Genomic DNA, 26,567 nt, shown 5'->3' with positions numbered 1-26,567 from the left:
CCGGCCCCAGAACCGCCGGCGGAGCGCCCGACGGGAGGCTCCCGAGCCAGGCCGCCGAGCGCTCGAGGTCGAGAAGGAACGGCGGATCACCTACCGCTTTCAGGACCGCCTCCATCAACAGGAAGGCACTCCCGAGGACGACGGCGGCGCCGGTGAGCACGGCCGGAACGGCACGCGAGGAGTGCAGTTCCCGCCGCAGGATACGCGGCAGCACAGCAGATACCCGATCGTTCACCTGACCCGCCGTTCACGCGCGACGGAAAGACCCGTGACCCGCAGGTCCACCCTGCTGAGCCGGGCGCCGGTCAGTTGCTGGATCCGCTCGAGGATCAGTGCCTGCGCAGATTGGGCCCTGTGAGCCAACGAGCCGCCGAAAGCTTCAACGAGCGAGGGATCGGCCGCCACGGAGGCCAGTGGCGGGATGGAAAGCGGCAGCCCCAGGTGGAGGGCCAGCAGACCTGCTTCATCGGAGAAGGAAGCACGGACGTCCGCGGCAGGTACCCTCAGGGTTTCAGCGGCCACGGCCCGTGCCGTGCTGGTCAGCGCCTGGGTGGTGATGCGGGTGTGACCGGCACTCATGAGGATGAGCGGCGGCCGGCAAGGGCATCACGGACACTCCGCAGATCAAGCTTGCCGTCCAGCACCCGCCCGCCGATCGCTCCACTCGCCATCAGCAGTGCGGTCAGGAGGAAACCCCAAAAACCGAAGGAGAGGGCGGCGAAGGCGAGCACTGCCCCCACTGCCATTCCAGCCTGTGTCGGTGTCATGGACGTGTCCTTACTCGATGGGCGTGCGTACGGAAGCGCCGGTGGAGCGGCCCTTGTCCGGGCTGCGGGTTTCATTGAGGCCGGGAATGTGGACATCGGCGATTTCCACGTTGACCTCGATCACTTCAAGACCGACCAACTCCACGACGGCCTCGTACACGGCGGTGCGTACCGAATCGGCCAGCCGGTTCAGCGGGTAGCCGTAGTCCGCAACCAGGCTGATGTCCACTGCTACCTGGGTCTGGCCGACTTCAACGCGAACGCCCTGGATCAGATCGCTGCCACCGACTGCGTCCCGGATGGCTCCAAGTGCCCGGCCCGTTCCGGTGCCGAGCGCATAGACCCCCGGCACAGCCCGCGCCGCGATTGCTGCGATCTTGACGGCAGCCGGGTCGCCGATGACCGTCCGTCCGGTCACTCCACCCTCCGACGGTCGGACCAGGTTCGCACCGCTGCGTTCGTCCATTCACCGCACCCCTTTCTCGTGTCCCCAGCGTAAGCCCCGAAACATCGACTTACCGACATTCGGGAACGGAAGTTCACAGGAGGATCGAACGGAGGATCAGGGGCTGGACGAAAGCGCTAACCGGACGGCCGCCCCGCGCAGTGGGCGCCCAGCCAGTCCTCCACGGGTTCCATTGTTTTCCGGAAACCCGGCTCGTCGAACTCCCCCGAGCCCCGGGGCGGAGCCTCCACTGCCGCTGCGAGCGCCGTGAAACTCCCGTGCAGCTCCCCTGGAACCTTGTCCCGCAGCCCGAGGATCTGGCCGCGCAACGCTTCGAGGGCGGAGGGATCGGAGTGTGAGCGGAGGCTCATGGGCGCGAGCAGGAGGGAGGACACCCCTCCGGCCACGACCACACACGAGTCGGCGGGATCGGGGACCGGCACTCCGCCCCCACTTGAAGGACCCCCACCGTCTCCCTGGTCACCCGCCGCCTCCGGTGTCACAACGCCGGTGCTACCACTGTTCCCGGGCTCCGGAGAGTTCCGGGCGGAAGGAGGCGGCGGCATGTCGATCGCCGGGGCGGAATCGCCGGCCGTGCTACCGCTGCATGCTGTGGCAAGCAGCACCACGGCTGCGGCGCAGACAGCAGTGACAGGCAGTCTCAAAGCAGGCCTTTCCCTAGTGTGCTCCCGGGGTTCCAACGCACGGGCCGTGCAGTACTCTCCCGACGCCGTTCTTCGGCGGGCAGAACCGGGGCGGGAGAGGACTGCACCGAACACTCGTCATTAAACAAAGAAACCCCGCGCTCCCTAAGGAAATCAGCGGGGTGTTCAGTGGTGGCTCCGACCGGCGTCGATCCGGTGACCTTTCGATTTTCAGTCGAACGCTCTACCAACTGAGCTACAGAGCCTTGCGGCCATCTTGACGATGACCGCCTCCAGCCGGGCTTATTCGCACGTCGAACAATACTACCTAAGCCGCCTGAGCGACCCTGACGGGACTTGAACCCGCGACCTCCGCCGTGACAGGGCGGCGCGCTAACCAACTGCGCTACAGGGCCTAGATTTTCTTGCACTTGCGTTTTGCAAGATCTTTATCCTACCAGCATCTCTGCGGCGGATTGACCGCGGAAACGGCCTGTCCTGCGTACCCCCAACGGGATTCGAACCCGTGCCGCCGCCGTGAAAGGGCGGTGTCCTAGGCCGCTAGACGATGGGGGCCTGGATCACACCGGGGTTCGAGCCATCCCCGGAAAGTACTGGATTTCCGGGGAATTCTTCCCTGCTGTGGACCTCTAAAACTATAGGGCCTCGATCTCGAATACACAAAATAGTTGCTCGAAACGGCGGGCGCCACCCGGCGCACTAGAATCCGAGGATGCCGATAGACATCAGCCTGGCGGAGTTCGAGGCCGCCGTCGATGACGCCATCGACGAGATTCCCGACGATCTCGCCCGGGCCATGAACAACGTGGCGATTTTCGTGGTGGAGGAGTACGAGCCGGAACCCGGCGAGGAGGCGGGCACCGAACTGCTGGGACTGTATGAAGGTACTCCGCTGACGGAACGGGACTCCTGGTGGGATGCAGGCTCCGTTCCCGACCGGATCAGTATTTTCCGGCAGCCCCTCCAGCGGGCGTGCTCAACGCGGGAGGAACTGGTGGAGGAGATCCTGGTGACCGTGATCCACGAGGTGGCGCACCACTTCGGGATCGACGACGACCGCCTCCATGAACTGGGGTGGAGCTGAGACGAGCCCCGGATCCCGCCCTCCTATTCGACAGCGGGGATCATCGGCCCGAAGGATTCCCTGTTGTGCAGGCGGGGATCGTCGCGGTCGGGAACCACCATGATCGGGCCCTTGGCATGATGCAGCACCGCCTGGCTGGTCGACCCCATGAGCATTCCCGTGAAGCCACCTCGCCCCCGTGTGCCGAGGACCAGCAGTTCGGCGGTCGCCGACGCCTTGATCAGAACCTCGGCAGGCGGTCCGTCCCGCAACTCCACACTGATCGGCAACTCCGGGAAGTGGCTCTGGAGCCAGTTCCTGCCGGCGTTGAGCTGGACGGCGATGTCGGAGTGCAGCGCTTCACGGTCGAGCGGCGCAGGCACCCAGGCCAGCGACCCGTTGAACGGGGCCAGCGCGCAGATCACGCGAAGCGCTAACCCACGCGACTGCGCCTCCTCGGCGGCGGCAAGCGACGCCGTGCGCGCATGCTCGGAACCGTCGACTCCGACCACGACGACGGGTTCCACCTCTTCCGTCGAGGGCGGCGTCCCGCCCTTGCGGTGTTTCTCGGCAAGCTCCGGCTGTCCGAGGCGGGGTGCGCTGCAGAGCGGCACGATGACCGTGGGACATTTCGCGTGGGCCGGCAGCGCACTGCTGACTGATCCCAGGAGCCGGCCGACGAAGCCTCCGCGCCCCCGCGAACCGACCACCACCAGCTCCGCATCCTCGGAGAGGTCCAGCAGAACCCCCGCCGCATCCCCCGTCTCGATCCGCGGAACCACCTCGACGCGCGAACCCTCGAGGTAGGTCAGCGACTCGTCGAGCACGCTGCGTGCGCCTTCGCGGATAACGGCGTCGTCGACCGTCGCGTACCCGGCGTCCATGCTGGACGCCGCAAAAATCGGAATGGTGTACGCGGTGACCACATAAAGCGGCGCGCTGCGCCGTTCGGCCTCGCGCGCAGCCCACAACAGCGCGCAAACGCTCTGGTCGGAACCGTCAACCCCTATCACGACGCCGTTCCGCACCGCCGGTTCCGGATTTCCTACGTGCGAACTGCCCACGGCAGACCTCCTCTGGTTCCACTCCCTGACCGGGTCGCGGTCACGGGTGTTCTAGTTGTAGCCTACTCATGATCCGCGGTCTATCCACGGTACAGAAAGTTATATAGGCTTCGAGCAATTGTCGTGGGGAGGGCCACCCGAAGGGGCGGCTCTCCCAGCACGCAGTGCTCCTGGTTGACCCGTTCGCAGCCAGGAGTCCGTACGGCCCGGAAGAGGCGCCGGGCCGTACGGACCTATCCTTCTTCCGGAGGTATCAACAGTGACTTCTTTGCCGCTTGAATCGGCGCGCGCAGCGTCCAGTGCGTGCGAGCGTGCGGAACTCACCACCACCGTGGTGATCGGCGCAGGGCTATCCGGCCTCGCGGTAGCCAGCGAACTGAGCCGCCGGGGGATCGACGCCATCGTGGTCGAGAGTCTCGAGTGCCTCGACTCCGGCGCCTGCCGGACGGTGATGACGGATTCCGTCTCGCTCTCGGAACGCTCCGAACTCATGCGCCTGCTTCGCGGCTACGCCTCAAGCCACGGGCTCGACGTCCGGCACTCCACGATCGCGGAACACCTGAGCATCATCGGCCATTCGAAGCTCCTTCCGGACCCGGTGCCCGTCTCCAAGAAGTGGGCGGTACAGACGGCCAACGGCGTGCTGCTCGCCGACCACGTGGTGCTCACCAAATATCCCCAGAACCAGCTGAGGCGTTTCCTTCGATCCATGGGCATCGCCATCGGCAGTGACTTCCGGGACGCGCTCCGGGCGATCGGGCTGCATCTGGTCGGGGTGGGGGAACTGCTGACCCCCACGACGCGCGAGATCGTCCGGCAGGCGAAACTCGTCAGCGACACCATCGTGGCGCAGGGCTCCCTGGCACTGACGCAGTTTCCGGCGCCGCTTCCCGCCGTCGCACCCCTGCCGGCCTGAACGCGCCGGCTTTCTTCAGCGCAGGCACGAATTCAGCTGCGCAGGCGCTTCCGCGCAGTGATACCCAGCCCGACGGCGAGTGCCACCAGCACCGCAATCATGACGAGGATGCTCCAGGGGAAATCGCTGACCCCTGCGGCCTCGGTGTCGGGCGCCTGCGCCTCCGGCGTCTCGATAGGCCCGGCAGTGGTCGCGGCGTCGGGCACCGATGCTGCTCCTGACGCTGCGGTAAAGCTGAAGGTTCCCTCGATGGGGTGCGAATCCGAGGACACGACGCGCCAGTTGACCGTGTAGTCGCCCGCCGGCGCGCCCGAACGCACGGCCTGCTGCGCCGAAGCGTCCACAATCTGCGGTGCGCCTTCCGCCCAGTCCGTGCCGGCGGCGTCGAGCACCTGCACTTCCGCGCCCAGTCCCGACGGCACCTGGGAGAAGAGCAGCTCCACCGTGGCGGGCATGGCATCCACCTCGCCGCCCGCGGGCGGGTTGCTGCTCGAAAGCTCGTCGTGGGCCGAAGCGGGTGCGGCGGCCGTCAGCAGGAGCATCAGGGCCGCGACCAGCGCAGCGAGGACGAGGGCGGCATGCCGCAGGGCGGTTGGAGTACTGGAGCGCGCAACGGGCGCAGGGAACTGGGCAGGCATGGCCCCAGACTATCGCCCTCGGCTGGGACGGGGCCGGGTAACAGGCCGGCGACCGCGCCGCGATAGGCTTTCACGCAAGCGCCCCACTTTCGAAGGACCACCATGCTCAAACAAGGCTCCGTGCTGGACCGCTACTTCGAAATCACCCAGCGGGGGTCAACCTCTTCACGGGAAATCCGCGGAGGCGTGGCCACGTTCTTCGCCATGAGCTACATCGTGGTGCTCAACCCGCTGATCCTTGCGGGAGCGGATTCCTCCGGGGCGGAGCTCGGGTTCGAGCGGGTCGCCGCGGTCACGGCCCTTGTGGCGGGCATCCTGACGATTGCCATGGGAGCGTGGGCCAAGTACCCGTTCGCCCTGGCCACCGGCCTCGGGGTGAACGCGTTCGTGGCCATCACCGTCGCCACGAACCCCGGGCTCACCTGGCCCGACATCATGGGCCTGGTGATGCTCGCGGGCCTGACCATGCTGGTGCTGGTGCTGACCGGATTCCGGACCGCGGTCTTCAATGCCGTCCCTGAGAGCCTGAAGACGGCGATCGTCGTGGGCATCGGGCTCTTCATCGCCCTGATCGGCCTCGTCAACGCCGGATTCGTGCGCCGCATCCCTGACGTCGCTCAAACCACCGTCCCGGTGGGCCTCGGCTTCGAAGGCGTCCTGATCGGGTGGCCCACCCTCGTCTTCGTCGTCGGCCTGATCCTCACCATCGCACTCGTGGTGCGGCGCGTCCGCGGCGCCATCCTCATCGGCGTCCTCGTGGCGACCGTTCTCGCCGTCGTCATCGAGGCACTGGCGGACGTGGGTCCCAGCTTCGTCCCCGGGGGAGATCCGAACCCCCAGGGGTGGTCACTCGTGGTGCCGGAGCTGCCCACCGGGTCGTGGGTGGGCCTGCCCGACCTCAGCCTGGTCGGCGACGTGAGCCTTTTCGGCGCCTTCGGTGCCCTGGGCGCCACCGCCGCCATGCTGCTGACCTTCACCATCCTGCTCAGCATCTTCTTCGACGCGATGGGCACGATGGTGGGCCTTGCCAACGAGGCGAAGCTCGTGGACGAGAAGGGCAACATACCGGGCGTGGACCGCGTGCTGATCGTCGACGCGCTGGGAGCCGTCGCCGGTGGTGCGGGTTCCGTGTCGTCCAACCAGATCTATGTGGAATCGGGCGCGGGGATCGGCGAAGGCGCGCGCACCGGCCTTGCGAACGTGGTGACCGGCGTCCTGTTCCTGCTCGCGATGTTCTTCACGCCGCTGATCAGCCTGGTGCCGTTCGAAGCGGTGGCACCCGCGCTCGTCGTCGTCGGGTTCATGATGGTGGCACAGGTGGGACGCATCGATTTCGACGACTGGGGGATCGCCATCCCGGCCTTCCTGACATTCACGCTGATGCCGTTCACCTACTCGATCGCCAACGGCCTGGGGGCCGGCTTCATCGGCTTCGTGCTGATCCGCGCCATCCAGGGGCGTGGCCGTGAGGTGCACCCGCTGATGTGGGTGGTCGCGGGCGCGTTCGTGGTGTTCTTCGGCATCGGTCCGATCGAGCAGCTGCTCGGACTCTAGCCGGCAGGCTTACCTCGCGGACCAGCCGCCGTCCATGACGTAGGAGGATCCGGTGACCATGCCCGCGTCGTCGTCGGCCAGCCAGGCCACGAGGGAAGCCACTTCGGACGGCTCGACGAGCCGCTTGATGGCCGACTCGGTGAGCATGATCTTCGACAGCACCTCGTCCTCGGTGATGCCGTGCAGCCGGGCCTGATCGGCGAGCTGGTTCTCGACGAGCGGAGTGCGGACGTAGCCCGGGTTCACGCAGTTGCTGGTGACACGGTGGGCGCCGCCCTCCAGGGCCGTGACCTTCGACAGGCCCTCGAGCCCGTGCTTGGCTGCGACGTAGGCCGACTTGTAGGGCGACGCGCGGAGTCCGTGGACGGACGAGACGTTGATGATCCGGCCGAAGTCCTTCGAGTACATCGACGGCAGGCAGGCGCGGATCAGGAGGAACGGCGCCTCGAGCATGAGTGTGAGGATGCGGCGAAAGGCCTCGGGATCGAACTCCTCGATGGGGCTGATGGTCTGGATTCCGGCATTGTTGATGAGGATGTCGGCGTCGAGGCTCAGCGTCTCGAGCCCCCGGGTGTCCAGCAGGTCCACGGCCCACGCTTCGCCGTTCACCTCGCCCGCCAGCGCTTCCGCACCGGCCGCGTCACGATCGGCCACCACCACGACGGCGCCGCGGGCCGCGAGCGCGCGCACACAGGCGGCACCGATGCCGCTGGCACCCCCGGTCACGATCGCGCGCCGACCCTCGAGGGACGTTCCTTGCTGGGGTGGATCGGGCAGGATGCTCATGGGTCTCCTCGGTCGGCGTTGACTCCTCGAATATTCGCGCACCATCCGGCGGCCGGCAATGGCCAAATCAGCAGGATCGGTCTGCGATACTGCAGACGTGCCACTCCCCGATCCGCAGGACCTCCTGATCCTGCTCGCCGTCTCGAAGTCCGGACGGTTCACTTCCGCGGCCGATTCGCTCGGCCTCAACCACACCACGGTGTCCCGGCGGATCGCCGCTCTGGAGAAGTCGCTGGGCGGGCACGTGCTGCTGAGATCGACGGGCGGGTGGGAGCTGACCGACCTCGGCCGGCGGGCCGTGCGTGCCGCCGAAGGCGTCGCGGATGCTGTGGCGCAATTGGCGGACGACGACGGCGGCGCACTGACCGGCGTCGTGCGCATGAGTGCGACGGACGGGTTCAGCGCCTATATCGCGGCTCCGGCCTTCGCTCGCCTGCGTGCGGTCAACCCTGGCCTGAGCATCGAGATTGTTGCGGCGACCCGCCGGGCTTCGCAGACCCGGAGCGGGCTCGATCTCGAGGTGGTGGTGGGCGAGCCGCAGGTGCACCGCGCCGAAGCCGTTCGCCTGGGCGCCTATGTACTGGGGCTCTACGGTGCGACGTCCTACCTCGAGGAGCACGGGCGGCCGGCCTCGGTCGACGGCGTGCTGGCGCATTCGCTGGTGTACTTCATCGACTCGATGCTGCAGGTGGACAGTCTCGACGCTCCGCGGCGGCTCCTGCCGTCGATGCGTGACTCGCTCAGCTCCACGAACGTCTTCGTGCATGTGGAGGCAACGCGGGCCGGCGCCGGATTGGGGCTCCTCCCCTGCTTCATGGCTGACCGGCATGCGGACCTGGTGCGGCTGCTGCCGGGAGACATCGCGGAGAAGCTGGACTACTGGCTCGTGGCGCGGCCGGATTCGCTGCGCCAGCCTGCGGTGGCCGTCGTCGTGCGTGCTCTTCGGCAGGCGACGGCGGAGTACGAGCCGGAGCTGCTGGGTCGGGGCTGAAACCGGTCACCCGGTTCCTGCGTCGACGAATTGCGGCGCACATCGATGGAAACCGCGCCCGGACGGATGACTGACACTGCGCGGCACGGGGTGCATTCTTTGCCTGAAGGGATAGATGACGGGAGAGCAGCTCATGACGACGCCGACCGGGCGGGTTCTACTGTATGCACTGACCCTTGTGCTTGCGGGCGCGTGTGTGTCGTGTACGGGCAGCGCCGATCCGAACCTGCCGGGTACGGGTACCGCCAGCAGGACAGCGCAGCTGCCGCCTGCGGAACCCGCCGAAGCTCCTGAGGGGCAGTGGATTGCTGCGTGGGGTGCGGCTCCGGAAGGGTCTGCCGTAGCGAAAGCGAACTCCAGCGTGCGGAACATCGCCCGGGTTTCCGTCACCGGCAGCCAGGTGCGTATCCGCGTGGCAAATCCACGCGACAGTTCGACGCCGCTGGTCATCGGTTCCGCCAGTGTGGCACTGCCGGAGGAAACCACGGGTGCTGACGTGGTGCCCGGCACGGTGAAGGAGCTCACTTTTGGTGGGCAGCCCGGTATCACTGTTCCGGCCGGAACGGATGCCGCCTACAGTGACCCGATCGAGTTTCCTGCGGAGGCGGACCGGAACGTGGCCGTGACGCTGCATCTCCCGTCCGGGACGAATCCGGACGTCGGCGGAGCACAATGGAACACCTCATATGCGACACCCGCAGGGGCCGGGAACCAGACGCTCGAGGAAACAGGTGAGGCGTTCACCCACACCCTGGACGCGACGTACGCGCTGACTGCTGTCGATGTGCTCAGCACGGAGGCCGATGGCGCGATTGTAGGTCTTGGCAGTTCCACTCTTCATGGCGCGAATTCGACGCGCGACCACCACGATCGGGTCCTTGACCTGTACATCACCCGCAACCAGGACGAGGTGCCGGCGGGCACCCGTAAGGGGATCGTCGGAGCCGGTATGAGTGGCGACACCCTCCACGCAGCAGTGGACCGGTTCGACCGGGACGTTCTGTCCCAGAGCGGTGTTTCCGGCGTGGTCGTGTGGGTGACCAATGACCTGGCGACGCGGACGGCGGATCAGGTCATCGACGACTACGAGATCGTCATTGCCCGCAGCCATGCCGCGGGCATCCGGGTGTACTGCCCGACCTGGCCGCCGCGTGCACAGTCCTTGGGTGCCTGGCGGGAACGCGTGAAACTGAACGAGTGGATTCGAACCAGTCGACGGTGCGACGACACCGTCGACTGGGACCGCACCCTGCGGAACGACGCGCTGCCCCCCACCTACAAGCTCGGATACTTCTCCGACGGTATCCACCCCAACCGGGCAGGTCACGCAGCGATGAGCGAGGCAACACCGCTGCGCTGGTTCGCCACCCACCAGTAGGTGCGAGGGGTGCGTACTCCGTTGCCAGTGATCGGGGTCAGTCCTTCAATACCTGCGCGCCGGCCGCGAACTTCCGCACCTGCGCGTCCTGCCACAGGTGCGCCGGCACGCCGCCGCCGAGCAGTTCCCGCGCCAGGGACGGGCTGTCACCCAGCGGGGCGTCGCTTCCCGCGATGATGACATTGCCGTGCCTGCGGCCCTTCAGCATCGCCGGGTCCGCAATGATGACCAGCTGCTGGAACAGCGAGCCGATCGTCGCCGCCTCACGCCGAGCCATCCTGAGATCGGGACGGTCACCGCAATTGACCACATACACGCCGTCGGGTGCCAGGACGTCCTTGGCCTCCCGCGTGAATTCCACCGTGGTGAGCGCCTGCGGCGTGATGCTTCCCGCGAAGACGTCACGGATCACCAGGTCGCGGCTCGCTGCGTGAAGTGACTGCGTCACCTCACGCGCCTCCCCCACCCGGATGCGCACCAGGGGCGCCCGGGGGAGATCGAACCATTCGCGCACCAGTTCGGCGAGCCGGCCGTCGAGTTCCACCACCACCTGGCGCGCGTGGGGATGTGCAGCGGCGAGATAGCGGGCCAGGGTGCAGGCTCCCCCACCGAGGTGAAGGACCCGCAGCTTTGCCTGCGCATCCCACCGGGCGTCGACCAGTGAGGCGATCCAGCTCATGTACTCGAAGTCGAGACGCAGCGGATCGGTGAGGTCGATGTGCGAGCTCGGCACCCCGTTGATGCGCAGCACCCACCCGTTGGAGTTGTAGGGATCGGGCTCCAGCTCGCAGGTTCCGGTGTCGATCGGGAACTCTCCGTACACGGGCTGAGGCGCAGCAGCGCGGGCCATCAGGTGTCCATCCGGCTCACGCGGGAAACAGCGACGACGGGCCGGGACGGTAACGGGGGCATGCTGCAATGCTACTGGCGGTGCATCCGATACATCGGTCGGAGGTGCCAGGTGGGGCCGCACAGCATCGTCGTGCCGTCCGGTTCGAACCCGTTGCGCAGGTAGAAGCGCTCGGCCCGCGGGTTGCCCTCGAGAATCCAGAGGTACGCGGGCTCTTCCCGGATCGCGGTGGTGAGCAGGCGCTGCCCCAGACCGGACCCGTGCGTCCGGTTCAGCGTATAGATATGGTGCAGCTCGAAGTCCGGCCGGTCGGCATCCCGGCCCGGTCCCGACGTCGCAATGGCTACCGGAACGCCGTCGTCGTCGAACGCGAGCCAGCTCCGCGCTCCGTCCGGTGTGCGTGCGGCGGCCTCCAGCATTCCGCGGCGCCGCTCGATCATAGCGGGCAGTTCGGCGTCGTAGTACTGGTGGAACTCCCGTGGCATGATGCGCGCATAGCTCTCATGCAGGGCGGCGACGTGGGTGCGGGCGTAGGCCTCGGCGTCGTGGACGGTCGCCGCCCGGATGAGGTGCTGCTGCATGAGGTGCTGCTGCGTCAGGAGTGGCCCTCGTACTGTTCCTGCTCCGCAATGGCTGCTTCCATGCGCTCGAGCTTTCCGGTCAGCTCCCCTGAATACCCGGGCCGGATGTCGGCCTTCAGCACCAGTGAAACGCGGCTGCCGTAGCGACCCGCCGCCTCCGTGGCGTGCTTCACCACCGCCATCACCTCGTCCCACTCGCCCTCGATGGTGGTGAACATGGAATCCGTGGAGTTGGGAAGGCCCGATTCCCGCACGACGGCGACGGCTGCGGCCACGGCGTCGTGCACCGAGCCGTCGGGGTTCCCGCGGGACAGGTCGGAGGATCCGGACGGGGCGATCGAGAAGGCTACGAGCATGTGCCCAGTCTGGCATGCGGCGTGCGTTCCGGGCTACGGGTGAGCTACGGCCGCCCGATGCCCTGGTAGTTCCAGCCGGCGCTCCGCCAGTGGCCGGCATCCAGCACGTTGCGCCCGTCGAGGATGTTCCTGCTTCGAACGAGGGCTCCTGCTGCAGCGGGCGACAACGCGCGGTATGCGTCCCACTCGGTGAGCAGCAGCAGGGCGTCGGCCTTGTCCATCGCAGCGTCGAGGCCGGGTTCGTAGGTCAGCTCAGGGAAGCGGCGACGGGCATTCCCGAGTGCTTCGGGGTCTGTCACTGTCACCTCCGCGCCCTGCAGCTGCAGCTGTGCGGCGATGCTCAGTGCCGGCGAGTCCCGGACGTCGTCGCTGTCGGGTTTGAAGGCCGCGCCCAGTACGGTGATGCGCTTGCCCAGCAGGGAGCCGCCCACCAGCGTGCGCGTGAGCTCCACCACCCGGATACGGCGGCGCACGTTGATGTCGTCGACTTCGCGGAGGAAGGTCAGCGCCTGATCCGCACCCAGTTCCCCGGCGCGGGCCATAAAAGCGCGGATGTCCTTCGGCAGGCAGCCTCCACCGAAGCCGATGCCGGCGTTCAGGAACTTCCGTCCGATGCGCTCGTCCATCCCGATGGCGTCGGCAAGCAGTGTGACGTCCGCGCCTGCGGCGTCGCACACCACGGCCATGGCGTTGATGAAGGAGATCTTCGTGGCGAGGAACGAGTTGGCTGCGGCCTTCACCAGCTCCGCCGTCGCATAGTCCGCGGTGAGGCGCCGGGTGCCTTCCGCCAGTGATGCCGCGTAGACCCCATCGAGGACAGCCGTGGCTCTTGCCCCACTGTCGCCCGGCGGCACGCCGTACACGAAACGGTCGGGATGAAGCGTGTCCTTGACCGCAAAGCCTTCGCGGAGGAATTCGGGATTCCACGCGAGCACCGCGTCCGGGTGCTGCTCGTGCAGAAGGTCCGCCAGTCTCGCGGCGGTACCGACGGGTACCGTTGATTTGCCGACGATCACGTTCCCCGGCTCCACGGAGTCCAGCAGTCCGTTGAACGCGGCGTCGACGTGGCTCAGGTCGGCGGCGTACTCGCCCTTCCGCTGCGGAGTGCCCACGCACAGGAAGTGGACCTGGCTTCCCTTGATATCGGCCATGGTGGAGCTGAACTTCAGCCGCCCCGCCAGGAGGACCTCCTCCAGCAATTCGGGCAGCCCGGGCTCGAAGAAGGGTGCACGGCCCTCCTGCAGCTCAGCGATTCTGGATTTGTCGACATCGACGCCCACCACGTCATGGCCGAGTTTCGCCATGCAGGCTGCATGGACCGCGCCGAGGTAGCCGCAGCCGATCACGGAGATGCGCATCGGGGTCGGTCCTGGGGTTGGGATAGCTTCCATGTTCGATTCTAGGAATTCCACAATGAGACCCCTGCGAGAGCCGGATGAGAACTATCTCATGAGAGCTCTCTCATCAACGGTTCACTCTCGTCTCATCCGGGCCTGACTGAATGGGAAACCAGAGATACCAGGGCAGGAGATCAGGTCAATGAAGGCGCACCAGAGCACACCCCGTGAAAAAGAAATCCGGGTAGTCCTCTACTCCCATGATTCACAGGGATTGGGGCATACCCGGCGTAACCTCGCGATTGCGCATGCGCTGGCGGCAACGCTTCCGGAGCTCTCCGGCCGCACTGTTACCGGACTGCTGGTCACCGGAGAATCGCATGCACCGCGCTTCGACATCCCCGAAGGCTGGGACTGGGTGGTGCTGCCGGGCGTTCGCAAGGGGGCTGACGGCTACATCCCCCGCCACCTGTCGATCGGCCAGAAAAAACTCGTCCGCCTGCGGTCCTCCCTGATCGATGCCGTGCTCGCCGGGTTCAAGCCGCACCTCGTGATCGTGGACCGTCATGCATTCGGCATCGACGGCGAGCTCAAGCAGGCGCTGGCCGGGCTCCGCGCAGCGCGGCCCGCCTGCCGGGTAGTGCTCGGCCTGCGCGAGGTTCTCGACAGCCCGAGCGTCGCAAAGCGGGAATGGAAGAACCTTGGCAACCTCGACAGTCTCGCCAGCGCCTTCGATGCGCTCTGGGTCTACGGAGACCCCGGCTTCCACGATCCGGTGCGGACCGGCGAGATACCTCTGCAGCTCAGCCCGCTGGTGCGTTATTCGGGGTATCTCTCCGCCGGCCGGGTGTCGCGACGACGCACCAGCGGCGCACGGAAGCCCTACCTGCTCACCCTGGCCGGCGGCGGATCGGACGGTCTCGACGTCCTGCTCACTGCGGCCCGGGCCACGCTGCCCGAGACGTATGAGCACCTCATCATCACCGGCCCGCAGATGCCGAAGGAACATCGCGTCCGGATAGAACAGGCGGCGGGCCCCCGCACCCGGGTGCTCGGGGCCGTGCGGGACGCGCTGGCGGAGATCAAGGAAGCCTCGGCCATCGTCTCCATGGGAGGGTACAACTCGGTGTGCGAGATTCTGAGCACCAGCACTCCCGCCCTGATCGTGCCGCGTATTAGCCCGAGGCGTGAGCAGTTGATCCGTGCCGAGTCGCTGGCCCGCCACGACCTCGTGGATGTGTGTCAGCCTGCGGAATTCACCCCGGCAGAGCTGAGCAGGTGGTTCAGCTCCGTGGCAGGCTCCGACGTCGACCGATCGGCAGTTGATCTTGCCGGTCTTGAAGCGGTGGGCGGACTGGCGGCGGATCTGCTGCAGGTTCGCATGTCCGGGGTAAACCGCCCCCTCGAGGATTGGACCTCATGTGAAGCCGTCTAGCCCCTCCCGCATCGCATACGTACTGAAGATCTACCCGCGCTTTTCCGAGACCTTCATCGTGACCGAGATCCTCGCTCGTGAGGCGTCCGGGGAGGAGCTCGAGATCTTCTCGCTCAGGGCCCCCGTGGATCCGCGCTTCCACCCCGAGCTGGCACGGGTCCAGGCCCCGGTGACGTATGTGACGAAACCCGCGAAACTCAGCGAGGGGTGGGTGATGATGGCGGAAGCCTCCAGCGTGATCCCGGACTTCGGACAACGCTTCGCCGCCCTCCTACCCAGCCTGGTCGGGATGGATCCCGTCGATGTTCATCAGGGAATCGAGCTCGCGACACTCTTCAGCAGCCGCGGCATCACCCACGCGCACGCCCACTTCGGCTCGGTCGCCGCGCGCACGGCCCGTATTGCGTCGGCACTGACCGGCATCCCCTTCTCCTTCACAGCGCATGCCAAGGACATCTTCCACGACGAGGTGGACCAGCCCACCCTGATCGGTCTGATCGAGCAGGCGCACCATGTGGTCACGGTCAGTGATTTCAACCTCGCTTTCCTCAGCGGCCTGGCTCCGGACCGGGCACCGTCCATCCACCGCGTCTACAACGGGCTGGAACTCGCCCGCTTTGCCTACTCCACCCCTTCCGCACCTCGGGAGCCGTTCCGTGTCGTCGCCGTGGGCAGACTTGTCGAGAAGAAGGGCTTTTCCCTCCTCCTCGACGCCGCAGCGGAACTGACCGGCGGCGGGATGGGCCTCGACATCCGGATTGCCGGCGGCGGCCAACTGCAGGAGGAGCTCGAGCAGAAAATCCACCACCTCGGGCTTTCGGACTGCGTCACCCTGCTGGGGCCGCGGACACAACAGGAGGTGGTCGAACTACTCCGGTGGGCGGACGTCTTCGTGGCTCCGTGCATAGTCGGCGAGGACGGCAACATGGACGGACTGCCTACCGTGCTGCTCGAGGCCATGGCCACCGGCGTACCCTGCATCGCGAGCGATGTCACGGGAATACCTGAGGTGATGACGGACGCCGCAGGACGCAGAACCGGCCTGCTGGTCCGCTCCGGCGGAACCGCTGATCTGGTTCGGGCGCTTCGCTTCTCGGCGTCGGACTCCTTCGACCGGGAGGGAACCGCGAGCGCTGCACGCGCACTGATCGAGCGGTGCTTCGATGCGGAAGTGCAGTCGAACCGGTTGCGGCAGCTGACGGCGGGGCACGGCCGGCCCCGCGTCGTGCCGTCCGGCCCTGCCGGGACTTCCGGGCCCGCCGGGACTGCCGAACGGCGCGATGATCTGCCGGTGGGAGCATCATGATCCGGATGGCGTACTTCTGCATCGACCCCGGGGTGCCGGTGTTCGGAACCAAGGGAGCCTCGGTGCACGTGCAGGAGATGATCCGGAGCTGGCGTGCGCTTGGCGCTGAGGTCACGCTGTACTGCACGCGCACCGGCGACGACGTCCCGTCCGACCTCGCCGACGTTCCGGTAGTGGTGCACCGCATCCCGAAGGGCAATGGTCCCCAGCGCGAAAGCTTCCAGGCGGACGCCGCCGCCGACCTGGCACAGCAGGCCATCGCGGCGGGGACAACAGTGGTGTATGAACGGTACTCACTCTTCAGCGATTCCCTGGCCCGCGTCACGGCGGCCCTCGGCATACCCGGCTTCCTCGAGGTCAACGCGCCGCTGATCGACGAACAGCGGATGCACCGGACGCTGCACGATGAACCTGCGGCCCAGGATGCCCTGCGCCGCCAGGTTGCCGGGGCAACCCGGGTCGTGTGCGTCTCGTCACCCGTAGCCCGCTGGATTCGAGACCGCGTTCCCCACGAGGACCAGGGAAAGGTGCGGGTGGTGCCCAACGGCGTCAACGTGGAACGCATCCGCCCCGCTCCCGAAGCAGGGGGGCCGCCGGTGGTGGTGTTCGTCGGAACCCTCAAGCCCTGGCACGGCGTGGACGTCCTCATCGAAGCCAAAGCCGTGTCCGCAGGTGGATGGGCACTGAAAATCGTGGGAGACGGACCCGAAGGGCCCGCGCTTCGCCGATTGGCTGCGGACCGGGACGTCGCGGTTGAGTTCACCGGGGCATTGCCCCCCGAGGGTATTCCTGCGGCTCTGGCAGGGTGTGCCCTCGCGGCTGCTCCCTATCCGGCGTCGGGAAGCGCGGAGGACCAGTACTTCTCGCCGCTGAAAATCTACGAGTACTGTGCGGCCGGCCTGCCGGTGATCGCCTCCAGGGTGGGTCAGGTCCCGTCCATCCTCGACCACGGAGTCACCGGGATCCTCGTCGAGCCGTCCCAGCCGGCCGGCCTGGCCGCTGCGATCGACGGCCTGGCCGGTGCGCCGGTGGCCCGCGCGGCGATGTCGGGCGCCACCCGCCGCATGGCCACCGCGGGCTACAGCTGGGACGGTGTACTGCAGCGCATCATCGCAGGAATTTCGCTGGAAGGGACACCATGAAGACCAAGGGCGTGCAGCAGCAACCGCTTCGTCGGACGCTCGGCATTCTTCGACCCCATCTGGGGCGCCATCGGATCCTCATGGGCGGTGGCGTCCTCGCGCTCCTTTTCGAGGTGGCTTTCCGGGTGCTCGAGCCCTGGCCCGTGAAATTCGTGGTGGACGCCATCACGCGGAGCCTCGGAGCCGAACTCGCGGGCACCGGACCGCTGGCCACACCCTCCCTCCTGCTGGCCTGCGGCGGTGCACTGGTGCTGATCACCGGGCTCCGCGCGCTCTGCAACTTCCTCGCCACGGTGGCCTTCGCCCTGACCGGTTCACGGGTGGCGACCGAACTGCGGGGTCGGGTGTTCAGCCACGTCCAGTCGCTGTCGGCCCGGTACCATTCCTCCGCGCGCACCGGCGACACGGTGCAGAGACTGGTGGGCGACGTCGGGCGGCTCCAGGAAGTGGGGGTCAGCGCGGGCCTGCCCCTGCTCGCCAACTGCATCACCCTGCTCGCGATGGCCGGCGTCATGTTCTGGCTGGACCCGCTGCTGGCACTCGTGGTCGTCCTCGCCTGCGCCTCGTTCCTCCTGCTGTCCCGACTCAGCACGGGCAAGATCACCGTGGCGGCACGGCGTACCCGCAAAGGCGAAGGGGCACTCGCCAACACGGCGCAGGAAAGCCTCGGTGCCATTCGGGTGGTGCAGACGTACGGCCTCGAGGCGACGCTCGCCGACCGGTTCGGCGCCAGCAACGAGAAGACCCTTCGGGACGGAGTGCAGTCGCGGCGGCTTGCCGCGGCGTTGGAGCGGCGCACCGACGTGATCGTCGGGTTCGCGACCGCCGTCGTCCTGGCCGGCGGCGGCTGGCGCGTGGTTCAGGGTGCCATGACCCCCGGGGACCTCGTGCTCTTCCTGATGTACCTGAAAACCTCCATGAAGCCGCTGCGGGACCTTGCGAAGTACACCGGCCGGATTGCCAGGGCCACCGCGTCGGGAGAGCGGGTCGCTGACCTCCTCGACGAGCAGGTCGATATTCGGGACGCCGACGGCGCCATGCCTCTCGGCAAGGTGTGGGGCGACGTGGAGCTCCGGAACGTGACCGCGGGCTACGCCGATGCCGCTCCCGTGCTGAAGGATGTCTCGCTGAGCTTCCTCGGTGGTCGCAGGACCGCCGTGGTGGGACCGTCCGGATCGGGAAAATCCACACTCGTGTCACTTATGGTCCGGATGATGGATCCCCTCTCCGGCTCGGTCCAGCTCGACGGCAGGGATCTCCGCTCGGTCACGTTGGCCTCCCTGCGCGCCAATGTGAGCCTCGTCCTCCAGGATTCCGTCCTCTTCACCGGAACCATCCGGGAGAACATCCGGTACGGACGGGTCGATGCCACCGACTTCGAGGTGGAATCCGCCGCCCAGCTCGCCCACGTCCACGAATTCGTCTCGGCGTTCGCGGACGGGTATGACACCGTGGTCGGCGAGCGCGGCGGAACGCTCTCCGGCGGAGAGCGCCAGCGCATCGCCATCGCGAGGGCGTTGCTGCGCGACGCTCCCGTCGTCATCCTCGACGAGATGACCACGGGGCTCGACCAGGAGTCACGGGCGGAGGTCCTCGCCGGCCTTGCCACCCTGACGCGCGGCCGCACCACCATCACCATCACGCACGAGCCGTCCGTGGCCCTCGATTCCGACCGCATCGTCTGGCTGCAGGACGGGCGCGTACTTCTCGAGGGAACCCCCGACGAACTGAGAAAGGACCCGATGTTCGCAGCCTGGGCGCGCGAGGAGACCACCGAGGACGTCCGTCTCGCCGGCTTTCCCGGAGGAGGGCCCGAATGAGAACCCTGGGAACCAGCCGACTGGCCGCGGTCGACCCCGCCCTGCCCGCGCTCGGCGTGATGTTCGATCCGGGCCTGCTCAGTACACTGGCCGGTCGCCCGGTACGGGTGGACCGCCTCCGCCACAAGCCTGGAGTGTCGGTGGTGGCGCGACTGCGGGAGGACGACGGCGGTATCCGCTGGCTCACCGCGTACCCCCCGGGGAAAGGCGTCAAGGCCGAGAAAACCCAACGCCGTGCGGCGGAGTCCGGCGTCGTGCTCGAGACCTTCCAGCGTGCCGGAATACCCGGCGATGTCCTGCTGTCAGGACCGATTGAGCTGGATCCGCGCTTGTACAAGACCCTGCTGCCCTTCCGGGAGCTTGGAGGAGCAGGTCTCCTTGAGGACGGCCTGGTCCTCAACTACAATCCGCATCGGCGGGTGGTCTTCACTATCGGGCAGGGAACGGACCGCATGGTCTGCAAGGCAGGTTCAGCACACCGGGCGCATGCGGCGCTGCTCGAACGGCTTGCCGACGACGGAGTGCCCGTGCTCGGCCAGGTGAAGCCGGCAGGACTCCCGCACTCCGCGCACCTGCGGTACTTCCCCTGGTTCGGCAGCGGCGACCTCAGTACGCAGGCACCCGACGCGGACCACCGGCTTTCCATCAGCGCGCCCGCCCTCGCGGCGGGACGGGCTCTGGCACTGCTGCACGCACAGCCCCCCGCCTCCGCGAGCCAGGGCCGGCATGCTCCGGCCGCAGCGCTGGCGCACCTGGTGGCGCGGAACTCCACCCTTGTTCCGCCGCTGGCGGGACGGCTCGGGAACCTGCACGCCGCCCTCGAACCCCTTCTGCGCAGGCCCGGGCACGCCGCGCTGATCCACGGCGACTTCTCGGCCGACCAGGTGCTCGTCGACGGTTCCACCATCCGGCTGACCGACCTCGACCGATGCACCTACGGGGCGGCAGCGTCCGACCTGGGAAGCTTCGCGGCCGCCGAGCTTCTCCGGATGCCTCCCACCAGCCGGGTCCCCGATGTCCTCACGCTCCCGCTGACAGCGGCGATGCTCACCGGTTACAGCACAGGCCTCCGCGACGTCAGCCGCGACGAGGTTCTTCCCTGGGTGGTCTTTCACCTCCTCAGCCGCCTGGGTGAACCCTTCCGCACGTGTTCGCCGAGCTGGTCCGAGGACATCGAGGCCCGGCTCGACCTCATGGAGGACCTGCTGTGGTAAAGCCCATTCCCGGCACGGTGACGGATCCCGCCGGGCGGTCGGCCACGGTCCACCGCGCGTGGCCCGGCAGGGATGGTGTGCTGACCTTCGAGGCCAGGGAGAACGACGGCGGCCTGGTCCGGGCGGGTTTCATCGATGCCCGCGACACCGTCACCCTCGTCCCCTACGGGCAGGACCCGGTCCTCGCAGGACTGGGAACGGCTGCAGAAGCCGGGGACCTGCTGGTCCACCGCTACGGGAAGCGCGCGGTGGTCAGGGTCAGCGACGGGTACCGAAAAGTCCTTCCGCCGGGCAAGGCGGCATCGGTGGCTTCGGCCTACGGGCGCCTGCGCGGCCTGGCAGCAGCCGCGGGCGTCGAAACGCCCGACGTCGTCGCCACCGGACCGAGGAGCCTCACCCTTTCCCCCGTGCGTGGAGAGAGTTTCTCCACCCTGGGCGTGGAGTTCCCCGGGAAATCCGGGCGGGAACGGTGGGAGCAGGCCTGGGAGCTCTGGACCCGACAGTGGCCAGTCCTTGCAGTGCCGCCGGCCGGGCCTGCGCTCACGGTGCATTCCTCCGCGGACGAGTGCGCCACCGTGTGGCAGTGGGTCAGCCACTGTGCCTCCTTCGGCCAACTCCGGGTGGAGCCCGCGGAGTTGAAGCGCGCGGCGCTGCACGTGGAGGGTCTCCTGCTCTCGGGAACACCCCAGCCCCCGGTCCTCGCCCACCGGGACCTGCATGACCAGCAGGTCTTCCACAGCGCTGAGCACGGAACGATCGGCCTGATCGACGGGGACACGCTGGCCATCGCCGAACCGGCACTCGACCTCGCCAACCTCCTGGTGCACCTCGAGTTCCGGCGCTGGCAGGGCTTGCTCTCCGCCGCGGCGGAGGACACCGCGGCGAAAGCCATTCTGGACACGGCGTCGGTGATGGAGGTACCCGAGGACAGGCTTCGCGCCTATGCCGCCTCGACGCGGCTCCGGCTGGCCTGCGTCTACTCCTTCCGGCCGCCGTACCGCGAGTTGGCGGAGGAATGGGCGAAGCACATGGTCGGCACCTGACCGATGCCCTACCCCCCGCGGTTACGCTTACGCCTATGACGCCAGCGAAGGAAGCCTCCCCCCGGTGGGCCTCCAGCATGAGGGTGCGGATCATCGCCGTCGTCGTGGTTCTGCTCCTGTTGTCCTCGATCGGATCCGTCCTGTTGCTCCGTGTGGTCCTGTTCGAACGCCTCGATGAGGAGATCGGTGTGAGCCTCGACCGGGAGGCGGAGGAGTTCCAGCTGCTCGCCGGCGGTGTTGATCCCCGGACCGGTGAGCCGTTCGGGGACAATATTGCAGCAATCTTCGACGTCTACTTTTCGCGTGAGATTGCAGACGAGGGTGAAACCCTCCTCGCCTTCATTGACGGAAATCTGTATGAATCCCGTCGGGCCGCGCGGGTACCGGACACGGAAGAGTTCGAGCAGACCATCGGGTACTGGCTGTCGCTGAACAGTCCAACCTCTGGTTCGATCGACTCGGCAGCTGGAAACACCCAGTATTTTGCTGTCCCCATCCAGGGTGAACCCGACGACGGCATGTTCGTCGTCGCCAACTTCCCCGCGAACGAACGGGGAGAAATCACCGACGCCGTGCAGACCCAGGTCCTGGTCCAACTGGGCACCACCGCCCTCGCCTCACTGCTTGGGCTCGCACTCGCCGGGCGGGTGCTTCGGCCACTGCGGAATCTCGCACAGACAGCGCGCACCATCTCCGAAACGGACCTGAGCCGGCGGATCGAGGTTGAAGGAAAGGACGAAGCGTCGCAGATCGCCGGAGCCTTCAATGACATGCTGGCGCGCCTCGAGCAGTCCTTCACCACCCAGCGGCAGTTCCTGGACGACACGAGTCACGAGCTACGGACTCCCCTGACGATCATCCGCGGGCACCTTGAGCTCCTTGAGCTCGACGAAACCCCCGAGGAGCGCGCACAAACCGTCGCGGTGGTGACGGATGAGGTGGACAGGATGAACCGCATCGTTGCCGACCTGTTCCTGCTGGCGCGCGCCGAGCGGCCGGACTTCCTCCGGCTCGAACCCGTGGAGCTGCAGGATCTGATCTGCGCGGTCCACCGGAAGATGTGCGCCCTGGCGCCGCGGGACTGGCAGGTCACGCCACCGCCACCGGCGGTGATCCCCGCCGACCGCAACCGGCTCACGCAGGCCCTGCTGCAGCTGGCGGACAACGCCGTGAAATTCACCGAGCCGGGCGCTGCGGTACAGCTGGGAGCCACCACCACCGGCAACGAGGTCCGGCTGTGGGTTGCGAACTCGGGGCCACCAGTGCCGTCCGAGGATGCAGGAAAGATCTTCGCCCGCTTTCGGCGCGGCTCCACCAGACCCGCGCCGAATCCCGGAGGAGCAGGGCTGGGGCTATCCATTGTTGCGGCCATCGCCGAGGCGCACGGGGGACGAGCCGAACTGGTTCCCCGGCCCGGCTGGGGTGTGTCCTTCGAAATCGTGATTCCGAAGGAGGCGCGGGAGACATCGCACCAGGCCGTACCCCGCCCTACTCCCGCTGACGCAAGCACCTGAGGTTGCCATTCAGGCGGGTTACCAGCCACCTCTGCTTCATCAACGGGGGGTGGTGCTTCCACCCGCAGGGGTGAGCCACCCGCTCCGCAGCGCCAGTTCCAGCTCGAACCGGCTTTGCGGGTCCTTCAAACCATCGCCGAAAAGCTCCCGCAACTGCGCCACCCGGTAGCCCACCGTCTGCGCATGGATCCCCAGCTCGGCCGCAACGAGATTCCGCTGCCCCCAGTGCCTCAACCAGGACAGGAGTGTCTCCGCCAGCTTGTCGCGCTGTGTCGGCGGCAGGTCGGCCAGCGGGGCCAGCCGCCGCTGCGCCAGTTCACTGGTCGCGGTGGGTTCGGCACCCAGGATGACCTGGGTCAGATGCTCGTCCGCCCAGATGGGCGGGTCCTCGGGGCCTTCCCGCGGAGGCAGCATCGACGCCGCGAGGATGGCCAGGCGCAACGAGTCGGACACCTGCTCCAGTCCGCCCACCGGCCCCACCGACGCCCTTCGGCCCCGCAGGGTCCTGGCCAGTTCCGTCCGCGCCGTCGACGTCGGCCGCGCCGGAACGAGAGCCACGGCATCGGTCTCGCGTTCGATCACCAGCGATCCCGGGCCGAGCCGCATCCGGAGGCCCTCCGCGCGCTCGAGGGGCAGGTTCACCACGGCAAGCCGGGCCGGCAACGCCCAGTCGGCCATGGACGCCGCCTGCCGGAGGACCGTTTCGTCGGACTGGCCCATCAGCAGCAGTTCGAGCAGTTCGGCCCGACGCCGGTCCACGGCACCTGCACGCTCCGACTGTTCGAAGGCGTAGGCTTCTGCACTGACCGCGGAGAGTTCATCGATGTACGCGAGGATCGACTCTCCGAGGTTGACCACCACGCCGAGCCCGAGATTGTTCTCCGCCGATACTTTCGACATTTCACGGAAGGTGACGCGGGCACCGGTGCGATAGGCGCTCAACAGGGCATCCATGCTGCGGCCCTGCCGGAACTCGCCCCTGCCGAGACCCGCCACCAATTGCCGGCTTTCCTCCGAGAGGGCCGGCAGCCGCGTTCCGGGCAGTTGGAGGAACCGGTCCAGGGCCACGGCGACGCCTCCGCGCAGACCGCTGCCGAACCGCCCCTCCATGGGCCGGGCGTAGGCCGGCACCAGCTGCGGCACGGCCTCGATGATGGCCTCGACGATTCCGCTCACCTGCGGCCTGAGCATGTCGCTGACCTCACGCGGGAGTCCGAGCCAGGGCGGGTCGAGGGCAGGTGCCGGGGGACGGTCGATGGGCATCTTATACACCAGGCCTTTTGTTTCCGCGAGCTAGTTAGCCCAGCCTAATCGTATGCCCGGATAGAAGAATCGAGCTCCGAACCGTTCTAAGCTTGAGTATATGATCCGGCTCCCCAGACTGGCACGCGCCGCGTCCGCTCTCATCACCCCGCTCACACCGGAAGACTTCCTCGCGCTGTTCAACCCGGTCTTCTCGGCCCGCCAGCTGCGGGGAATCGTGACGAGCGTGGTGCGCGAAACCGAGAATTCGGCCACCATCTATTTCCGTCCGGGTTCCGGCTGGCATGCCCACCGCGCGGGCCAGTGGGCCCGTATCGGCGTCGAGCTCGACGGCGTCCGGCACTGGAGGTCCTACTCGCTGAGTGCGGCGGCAGGCCAGGACCCGGCCATCACCGTAACCGATGCCGGTGCCGTCTCGAACGTCCTGGTGCGGAACACCCGCCCCGGTGATGTCCTTTTCCTTGCGCCGCCCCAGGGTGACTTCGTCCTCCCCGAACATCCCCGGTCGCTGCTCATGCTGACGGCCGGCAGCGGCATCACCCCCGTGATGTCGATGATCCGCACCCTCGTGCCGCGTCGCCCGGATGCCGACGTCGTGCTCGTCCACTCGGACCGCACCCCGGACGTGAGCCTGTTCCGCGAGGAACTCAATGAGCTCGCCGACCAGTTCCCGAACCTGCGCGTCACCCACTGGTTCACCGAGGAGCGCGGCCGCTTGGAGTTCACGGCAGCCACCCTCGACACGCTGTGCCCCGACTGGCGGTCCCGCGCCGCTTACGCCTGCGGGCCCGAGGGCTTCCTCGATGACGCCGAAGTGTTCTGGGCAGCCGAATCAGGCGTCCCCCGTACCGATCCGGAACCTGGCCGAGCGGATCCCGGGAGCCTGACCATCGAACGCTTCAGCACCAGCCTCGCCGGTGGAGCAGGGCACGACGGCGGCCTGGTCACCTTCGAGGCCTCCGATCTGGAGGTCGAGGCGGACGGGGAAACCCCGCTGCTCGACGTCGGCGAGGACGCCGGTATCCTCATGCCCAGCGGGTGCCGCATGGGCATCTGCCACAGCTGCCTGCTGCCGCTGCGGGCCGGGCAGGTCCGCGACCTCCGGACCGGGGAAGTGCACGGCGATCCGGGGCAGCTGATCCAGACCTGTGTTTCGGCCGCCGCCGGGCCAGTCAATCTCGACCACTAGACCGAAGTACCTGTAACGACCGACTTGTCACCCGATTCCTAAGGAGCACTCTCCATGACGACCACCCTCACCCGGCCAGGAGCCCTGGCAGCCTCCGGCCATCCCCTGGTCCGTCCGCAGGCCGCACGCCACCTCACTGACGAGCAGATCGCCGAGCTCGGCGTTGAACTCGACGCCATCCGTGATGACATCCTCGCCAAGCGGGGAGCGACCGACGCCGCTTACATCCGCCGCGTCATCAAAGTGCAGCGCGGCCTCGAGTTCGCAGGCCGCGGCGCCCTCCTGTTCGGGCGCAACAAGGCGGCCTGGATTGCCGGCACCACGATGCTGAGCTTCGCCAAGATCCTCGAGAACATGGAGATCGGGCACAACGTGCTGCATGGCCAGTGGGACTGGATGCGGGACCCGGACATCCACTCCACCACGTGGGAGTGGGATTTCGTGACACCCGCGAGGTCCTGGCAGCACACCCACAACGACCTCCACCACCGCTGGACCAACGTGGTGGGCAAGGACCGCGACGTCGGATACAACCTCCTGCGGATGGACGCGGACCAGCCCTGGAAGCCCTTCAACCTGGGCAACCCGCTGTACAACGCTATGCTGGCGCCCGTCTTCGAGTGGGGAATCGCCCTCTACGACCTCGAGCTCCCGGAATACAACGAAGGCCTGAAGTCCAAGGCCGACCTGAAGCGCGACCTCAAAGCGGTGGGCATCAAGGCTGTCAAGCAGTTCACCAAGGACTACGCGGCAACCCCTGCCGTCGCCATGCTGACGGGCTCCGGCAAGCAGGCCCTCTACGGCACCCTTGTCGCCAACGCGGTCCGCAACGTCTGGGCTCACGCGGTGATCTTCTGCGGGCACTTCCCCGACGGTACCGACACCTTCACCGAGGAAAATGTCGAGGGCGAAACACGCGGCGACTGGTACGTACGGCAGATGATCGGATCGGCGAACATCTCCGGATCGAAGCTGATGCACCTGATGACCGGCAACCTCTCGCACCAGGTCGAGCACCACTGCTTCCCCGACCTGCCCTCCAACCGCTATGCCGAAGTGGCGGTCCGGGTCCGCGAGATCTGCCTCCGCTACGGGCTGCCCTACACCACCGGACCGCTGCCCAAGCAGGTTGCCTCCACCTGGGCCAAGGTGTTCAAGCTTGCGCTTCCCGGCAAGGGCCATTTCCGGAAGGGAAAGCCCGCAAGCGCCTAGCCCCGCGTCCCTTCTGATGGCCAGCGGCGAACGAGCCT

26 protein-coding genes, 3 tRNA genes and 1 pseudogene are annotated in these 26,567 nt (G+C 67.4%); 14 read left to right on the top strand and 16 right to left on the bottom strand.

The genetic code is table 11. From position 1 onward, the window contains the following. From Y704_RS24440 to Y704_RS0107835, 8 genes and pseudogenes are all read right to left on the bottom strand, one after another. Nucleotides 1-214, bottom strand: a pseudogene (locus tag Y704_RS24440) (hypothetical protein); the annotation flags it as partial. Between the two features lie 17 nt (nucleotides 215-231). Next, the gene (locus Y704_RS0107865; protein WP_035771969.1) at nucleotides 232-579 is read right to left on the bottom strand and encodes a hypothetical protein; all 348 of its coding nucleotides are present in this window, start codon (nucleotides 577-579) and stop codon (nucleotides 232-234) included. Next, complete coding sequence (locus Y704_RS0107860) at nucleotides 576-767, bottom strand: DUF2273 domain-containing protein (RefSeq protein WP_026549714.1); 192 nt, start codon at nucleotides 765-767, stop codon at nucleotides 576-578. The genes Y704_RS0107865 and Y704_RS0107860 overlap by 4 nt, the downstream gene beginning before the upstream one ends. 10 nt (nucleotides 768-777) lie before the next feature. Further along, nucleotides 778-1,233, bottom strand: a complete 456-nt coding sequence (locus Y704_RS0107855) for an Asp23/Gls24 family envelope stress response protein (RefSeq protein ID WP_026549713.1) — start codon at nucleotides 1,231-1,233, stop codon at nucleotides 778-780. A 116-nt stretch (nucleotides 1,234-1,349) separates the two neighbouring features. After that, nucleotides 1,350-1,877: a hypothetical protein gene (locus Y704_RS0107850; RefSeq protein ID WP_216698963.1), complete on the bottom strand. Its 528-nt coding sequence runs from the start codon at nucleotides 1,875-1,877 to the stop codon at nucleotides 1,350-1,352. A gap of 169 nt (nucleotides 1,878-2,046) precedes the next feature. After that, nucleotides 2,047-2,122: transfer RNA gene (locus tag Y704_RS0107845), tRNA-Phe, on the bottom strand. A 76-nt stretch (nucleotides 2,123-2,198) separates the two neighbouring features. Further along, a tRNA-Asp gene (locus Y704_RS0107840) sits at nucleotides 2,199-2,272 on the bottom strand. Nucleotides 2,273-2,359: 87 nt separating this feature from the next. After that, nucleotides 2,360-2,432, bottom strand: a tRNA-Glu gene (locus tag Y704_RS0107835). A 157-nt stretch (nucleotides 2,433-2,589) separates the two neighbouring features. Between Y704_RS0107835 and Y704_RS0107830 the strand changes: the two genes are divergently transcribed. Next, entirely contained in the window at nucleotides 2,590-2,961 is a 372-nt protein-coding gene (locus Y704_RS0107830; RefSeq protein ID WP_026549711.1) for a metallopeptidase family protein, read from the top strand. A gap of 23 nt (nucleotides 2,962-2,984) precedes the next feature. On the opposite strand, the gene Y704_RS19765 is transcribed toward Y704_RS0107830, so the two are convergent. Continuing rightward, nucleotides 2,985-4,004 (bottom strand): universal stress protein, encoded by a 1,020-nt coding sequence (locus Y704_RS19765; RefSeq protein WP_035771968.1) that lies wholly within the window; start codon nucleotides 4,002-4,004, stop codon nucleotides 2,985-2,987. A 259-nt stretch (nucleotides 4,005-4,263) separates the two neighbouring features. Between Y704_RS19765 and Y704_RS19760 the strand changes: the two genes are divergently transcribed. Beyond that, nucleotides 4,264-4,920, top strand: a complete 657-nt coding sequence (locus tag Y704_RS19760) for an FAD-dependent monooxygenase (protein WP_253904257.1) — start codon at nucleotides 4,264-4,266, stop codon at nucleotides 4,918-4,920. A 32-nt stretch (nucleotides 4,921-4,952) separates the two neighbouring features. Here Y704_RS19760 and Y704_RS0107815 read toward each other — a convergent pair whose 3' ends face one another. Then, nucleotides 4,953-5,558, bottom strand: a complete 606-nt coding sequence (locus Y704_RS0107815; RefSeq protein WP_081747477.1) for a copper resistance CopC family protein — start codon at nucleotides 5,556-5,558, stop codon at nucleotides 4,953-4,955. Nucleotides 5,559-5,660: 102 nt separating this feature from the next. Between Y704_RS0107815 and Y704_RS0107810 the strand changes: the two genes are divergently transcribed. Beyond that, a complete protein-coding gene (locus Y704_RS0107810) occupies nucleotides 5,661-7,112 on the top strand; it encodes an NCS2 family permease (RefSeq protein ID WP_026549709.1) in 1,452 nt (483 codons plus the stop codon). A 9-nt stretch (nucleotides 7,113-7,121) separates the two neighbouring features. On the opposite strand, the gene Y704_RS0107805 is transcribed toward Y704_RS0107810, so the two are convergent. Beyond that, nucleotides 7,122-7,898, bottom strand: a complete 777-nt coding sequence (locus Y704_RS0107805) for a 3-hydroxybutyrate dehydrogenase (RefSeq protein WP_051476813.1) — start codon at nucleotides 7,896-7,898, stop codon at nucleotides 7,122-7,124. 58 nt (nucleotides 7,899-7,956) lie between these two features. On the opposite strand from Y704_RS0107805, the gene Y704_RS0107800 reads away from it, so the two are divergent. After that, the gene (locus Y704_RS0107800) at nucleotides 7,957-8,889 is read left to right on the top strand and encodes a LysR family transcriptional regulator (RefSeq protein WP_051476812.1); all 933 of its coding nucleotides are present in this window, start codon (nucleotides 7,957-7,959) and stop codon (nucleotides 8,887-8,889) included. Nucleotides 8,890-9,004: 115 nt separating this feature from the next. Further along, complete coding sequence (locus Y704_RS0107795) at nucleotides 9,005-10,267, top strand: GDSL-type esterase/lipase family protein (RefSeq protein WP_026549706.1); 1,263 nt, start codon at nucleotides 9,005-9,007, stop codon at nucleotides 10,265-10,267. A 37-nt stretch (nucleotides 10,268-10,304) separates the two neighbouring features. Here Y704_RS0107795 and Y704_RS0107790 read toward each other — a convergent pair whose 3' ends face one another. From Y704_RS0107790 to Y704_RS0107775, 4 genes are all read right to left on the bottom strand, one after another. Further along, nucleotides 10,305-11,117 (bottom strand): spermidine synthase, encoded by an 813-nt coding sequence (locus Y704_RS0107790; RefSeq protein WP_035771966.1) that lies wholly within the window; start codon nucleotides 11,115-11,117, stop codon nucleotides 10,305-10,307. Between the two features lie 71 nt (nucleotides 11,118-11,188). Further along, nucleotides 11,189-11,698 (bottom strand): GNAT family N-acetyltransferase, encoded by a 510-nt coding sequence (locus Y704_RS19755; RefSeq protein ID WP_035771965.1) that lies wholly within the window; start codon nucleotides 11,696-11,698, stop codon nucleotides 11,189-11,191. A gap of 14 nt (nucleotides 11,699-11,712) precedes the next feature. Then, the gene (locus Y704_RS0107780; RefSeq protein WP_026549704.1) at nucleotides 11,713-12,054 is read right to left on the bottom strand and encodes a thiamine-binding protein; all 342 of its coding nucleotides are present in this window, start codon (nucleotides 12,052-12,054) and stop codon (nucleotides 11,713-11,715) included. Between the two features lie 44 nt (nucleotides 12,055-12,098). After that, nucleotides 12,099-13,412 carry a UDP-glucose dehydrogenase family protein gene (locus tag Y704_RS0107775; RefSeq protein ID WP_026549703.1) on the bottom strand — a complete coding sequence of 438 codons (1,314 nt, stop codon included), beginning with the start codon at nucleotides 13,410-13,412 and terminating at the stop codon, nucleotides 12,099-12,101. Nucleotides 13,413-13,593: 181 nt separating this feature from the next. Between Y704_RS0107775 and Y704_RS19750 the strand changes: the two genes are divergently transcribed. From Y704_RS19750 to Y704_RS19740, 7 genes are read left to right on the top strand one after another with little or no spacing between them, the layout of a single operon-like run. Continuing rightward, nucleotides 13,594-14,826, top strand: a complete 1,233-nt coding sequence (locus Y704_RS19750; protein WP_051476811.1) for a glycosyltransferase family protein — start codon at nucleotides 13,594-13,596, stop codon at nucleotides 14,824-14,826. Further along, complete coding sequence (locus Y704_RS19745; protein ID WP_081747476.1) at nucleotides 14,813-16,132, top strand: glycosyltransferase family 4 protein; 1,320 nt, start codon at nucleotides 14,813-14,815, stop codon at nucleotides 16,130-16,132. The genes Y704_RS19750 and Y704_RS19745 overlap by 14 nt, the downstream gene beginning before the upstream one ends. After that, on the top strand, nucleotides 16,129-17,274 hold the full coding sequence (locus tag Y704_RS0107760; protein ID WP_216698962.1) for a glycosyltransferase family 4 protein: 1,146 nt from the start codon (nucleotides 16,129-16,131) through the stop codon (nucleotides 17,272-17,274). The genes Y704_RS19745 and Y704_RS0107760 overlap by 4 nt, the downstream gene beginning before the upstream one ends. Continuing rightward, entirely contained in the window at nucleotides 17,271-19,094 is a 1,824-nt protein-coding gene (locus Y704_RS0107755) for an ABC transporter ATP-binding protein (RefSeq protein WP_026549701.1), read from the top strand. The genes Y704_RS0107760 and Y704_RS0107755 overlap by 4 nt, the downstream gene beginning before the upstream one ends. After that, a complete protein-coding gene (locus tag Y704_RS0107750) occupies nucleotides 19,091-20,308 on the top strand; it encodes a phosphotransferase (protein WP_026549700.1) in 1,218 nt (405 codons plus the stop codon). Before Y704_RS0107755 ends, Y704_RS0107750 begins: the two co-directional genes overlap by 4 nt. Beyond that, nucleotides 20,302-21,351 (top strand): phosphotransferase, encoded by a 1,050-nt coding sequence (locus tag Y704_RS0107745; RefSeq protein WP_026549699.1) that lies wholly within the window; start codon nucleotides 20,302-20,304, stop codon nucleotides 21,349-21,351. The genes Y704_RS0107750 and Y704_RS0107745 overlap by 7 nt, the downstream gene beginning before the upstream one ends. Before the next feature lie 35 nt (nucleotides 21,352-21,386). Next, nucleotides 21,387-22,865 (top strand): sensor histidine kinase, encoded by a 1,479-nt coding sequence (locus Y704_RS19740; RefSeq protein WP_155850269.1) that lies wholly within the window; start codon nucleotides 21,387-21,389, stop codon nucleotides 22,863-22,865. A 39-nt stretch (nucleotides 22,866-22,904) separates the two neighbouring features. Here the strand turns inward: Y704_RS19740 and Y704_RS19735 are convergent, their stop codons facing one another. Beyond that, nucleotides 22,905-24,128, bottom strand: coding sequence for a PucR family transcriptional regulator (locus tag Y704_RS19735; RefSeq protein ID WP_051476809.1), 1,224 nt, complete (start codon nucleotides 24,126-24,128; stop codon nucleotides 22,905-22,907). A 100-nt stretch (nucleotides 24,129-24,228) separates the two neighbouring features. Here Y704_RS19735 and Y704_RS0107730 point away from each other — a divergent pair, with 100 nt between their 5' ends. Both Y704_RS0107730 and Y704_RS0107725 read left to right on the top strand, forming a co-directional pair. Further along, complete coding sequence (locus tag Y704_RS0107730; protein WP_026549698.1) at nucleotides 24,229-25,317, top strand: ferredoxin reductase; 1,089 nt, start codon at nucleotides 24,229-24,231, stop codon at nucleotides 25,315-25,317. A gap of 54 nt (nucleotides 25,318-25,371) precedes the next feature. Then, the gene (locus tag Y704_RS0107725) at nucleotides 25,372-26,529 is read left to right on the top strand and encodes a fatty acid desaturase family protein (RefSeq protein WP_026549697.1); all 1,158 of its coding nucleotides are present in this window, start codon (nucleotides 25,372-25,374) and stop codon (nucleotides 26,527-26,529) included. Nucleotides 26,530-26,567: the final 38 nt, after the last annotated feature.

Origin of the sequence: Arthrobacter sp. Br18, assembly GCF_000520555.1 — a bacterium.
In the GTDB taxonomy this organism is placed as follows: domain Bacteria; phylum Actinomycetota; class Actinomycetes; order Actinomycetales; family Micrococcaceae; genus Arthrobacter_D.
Note: the sequence above shows the minus strand (reverse complement) of the source record. Positions and strands in the feature narration are given on the sequence as shown.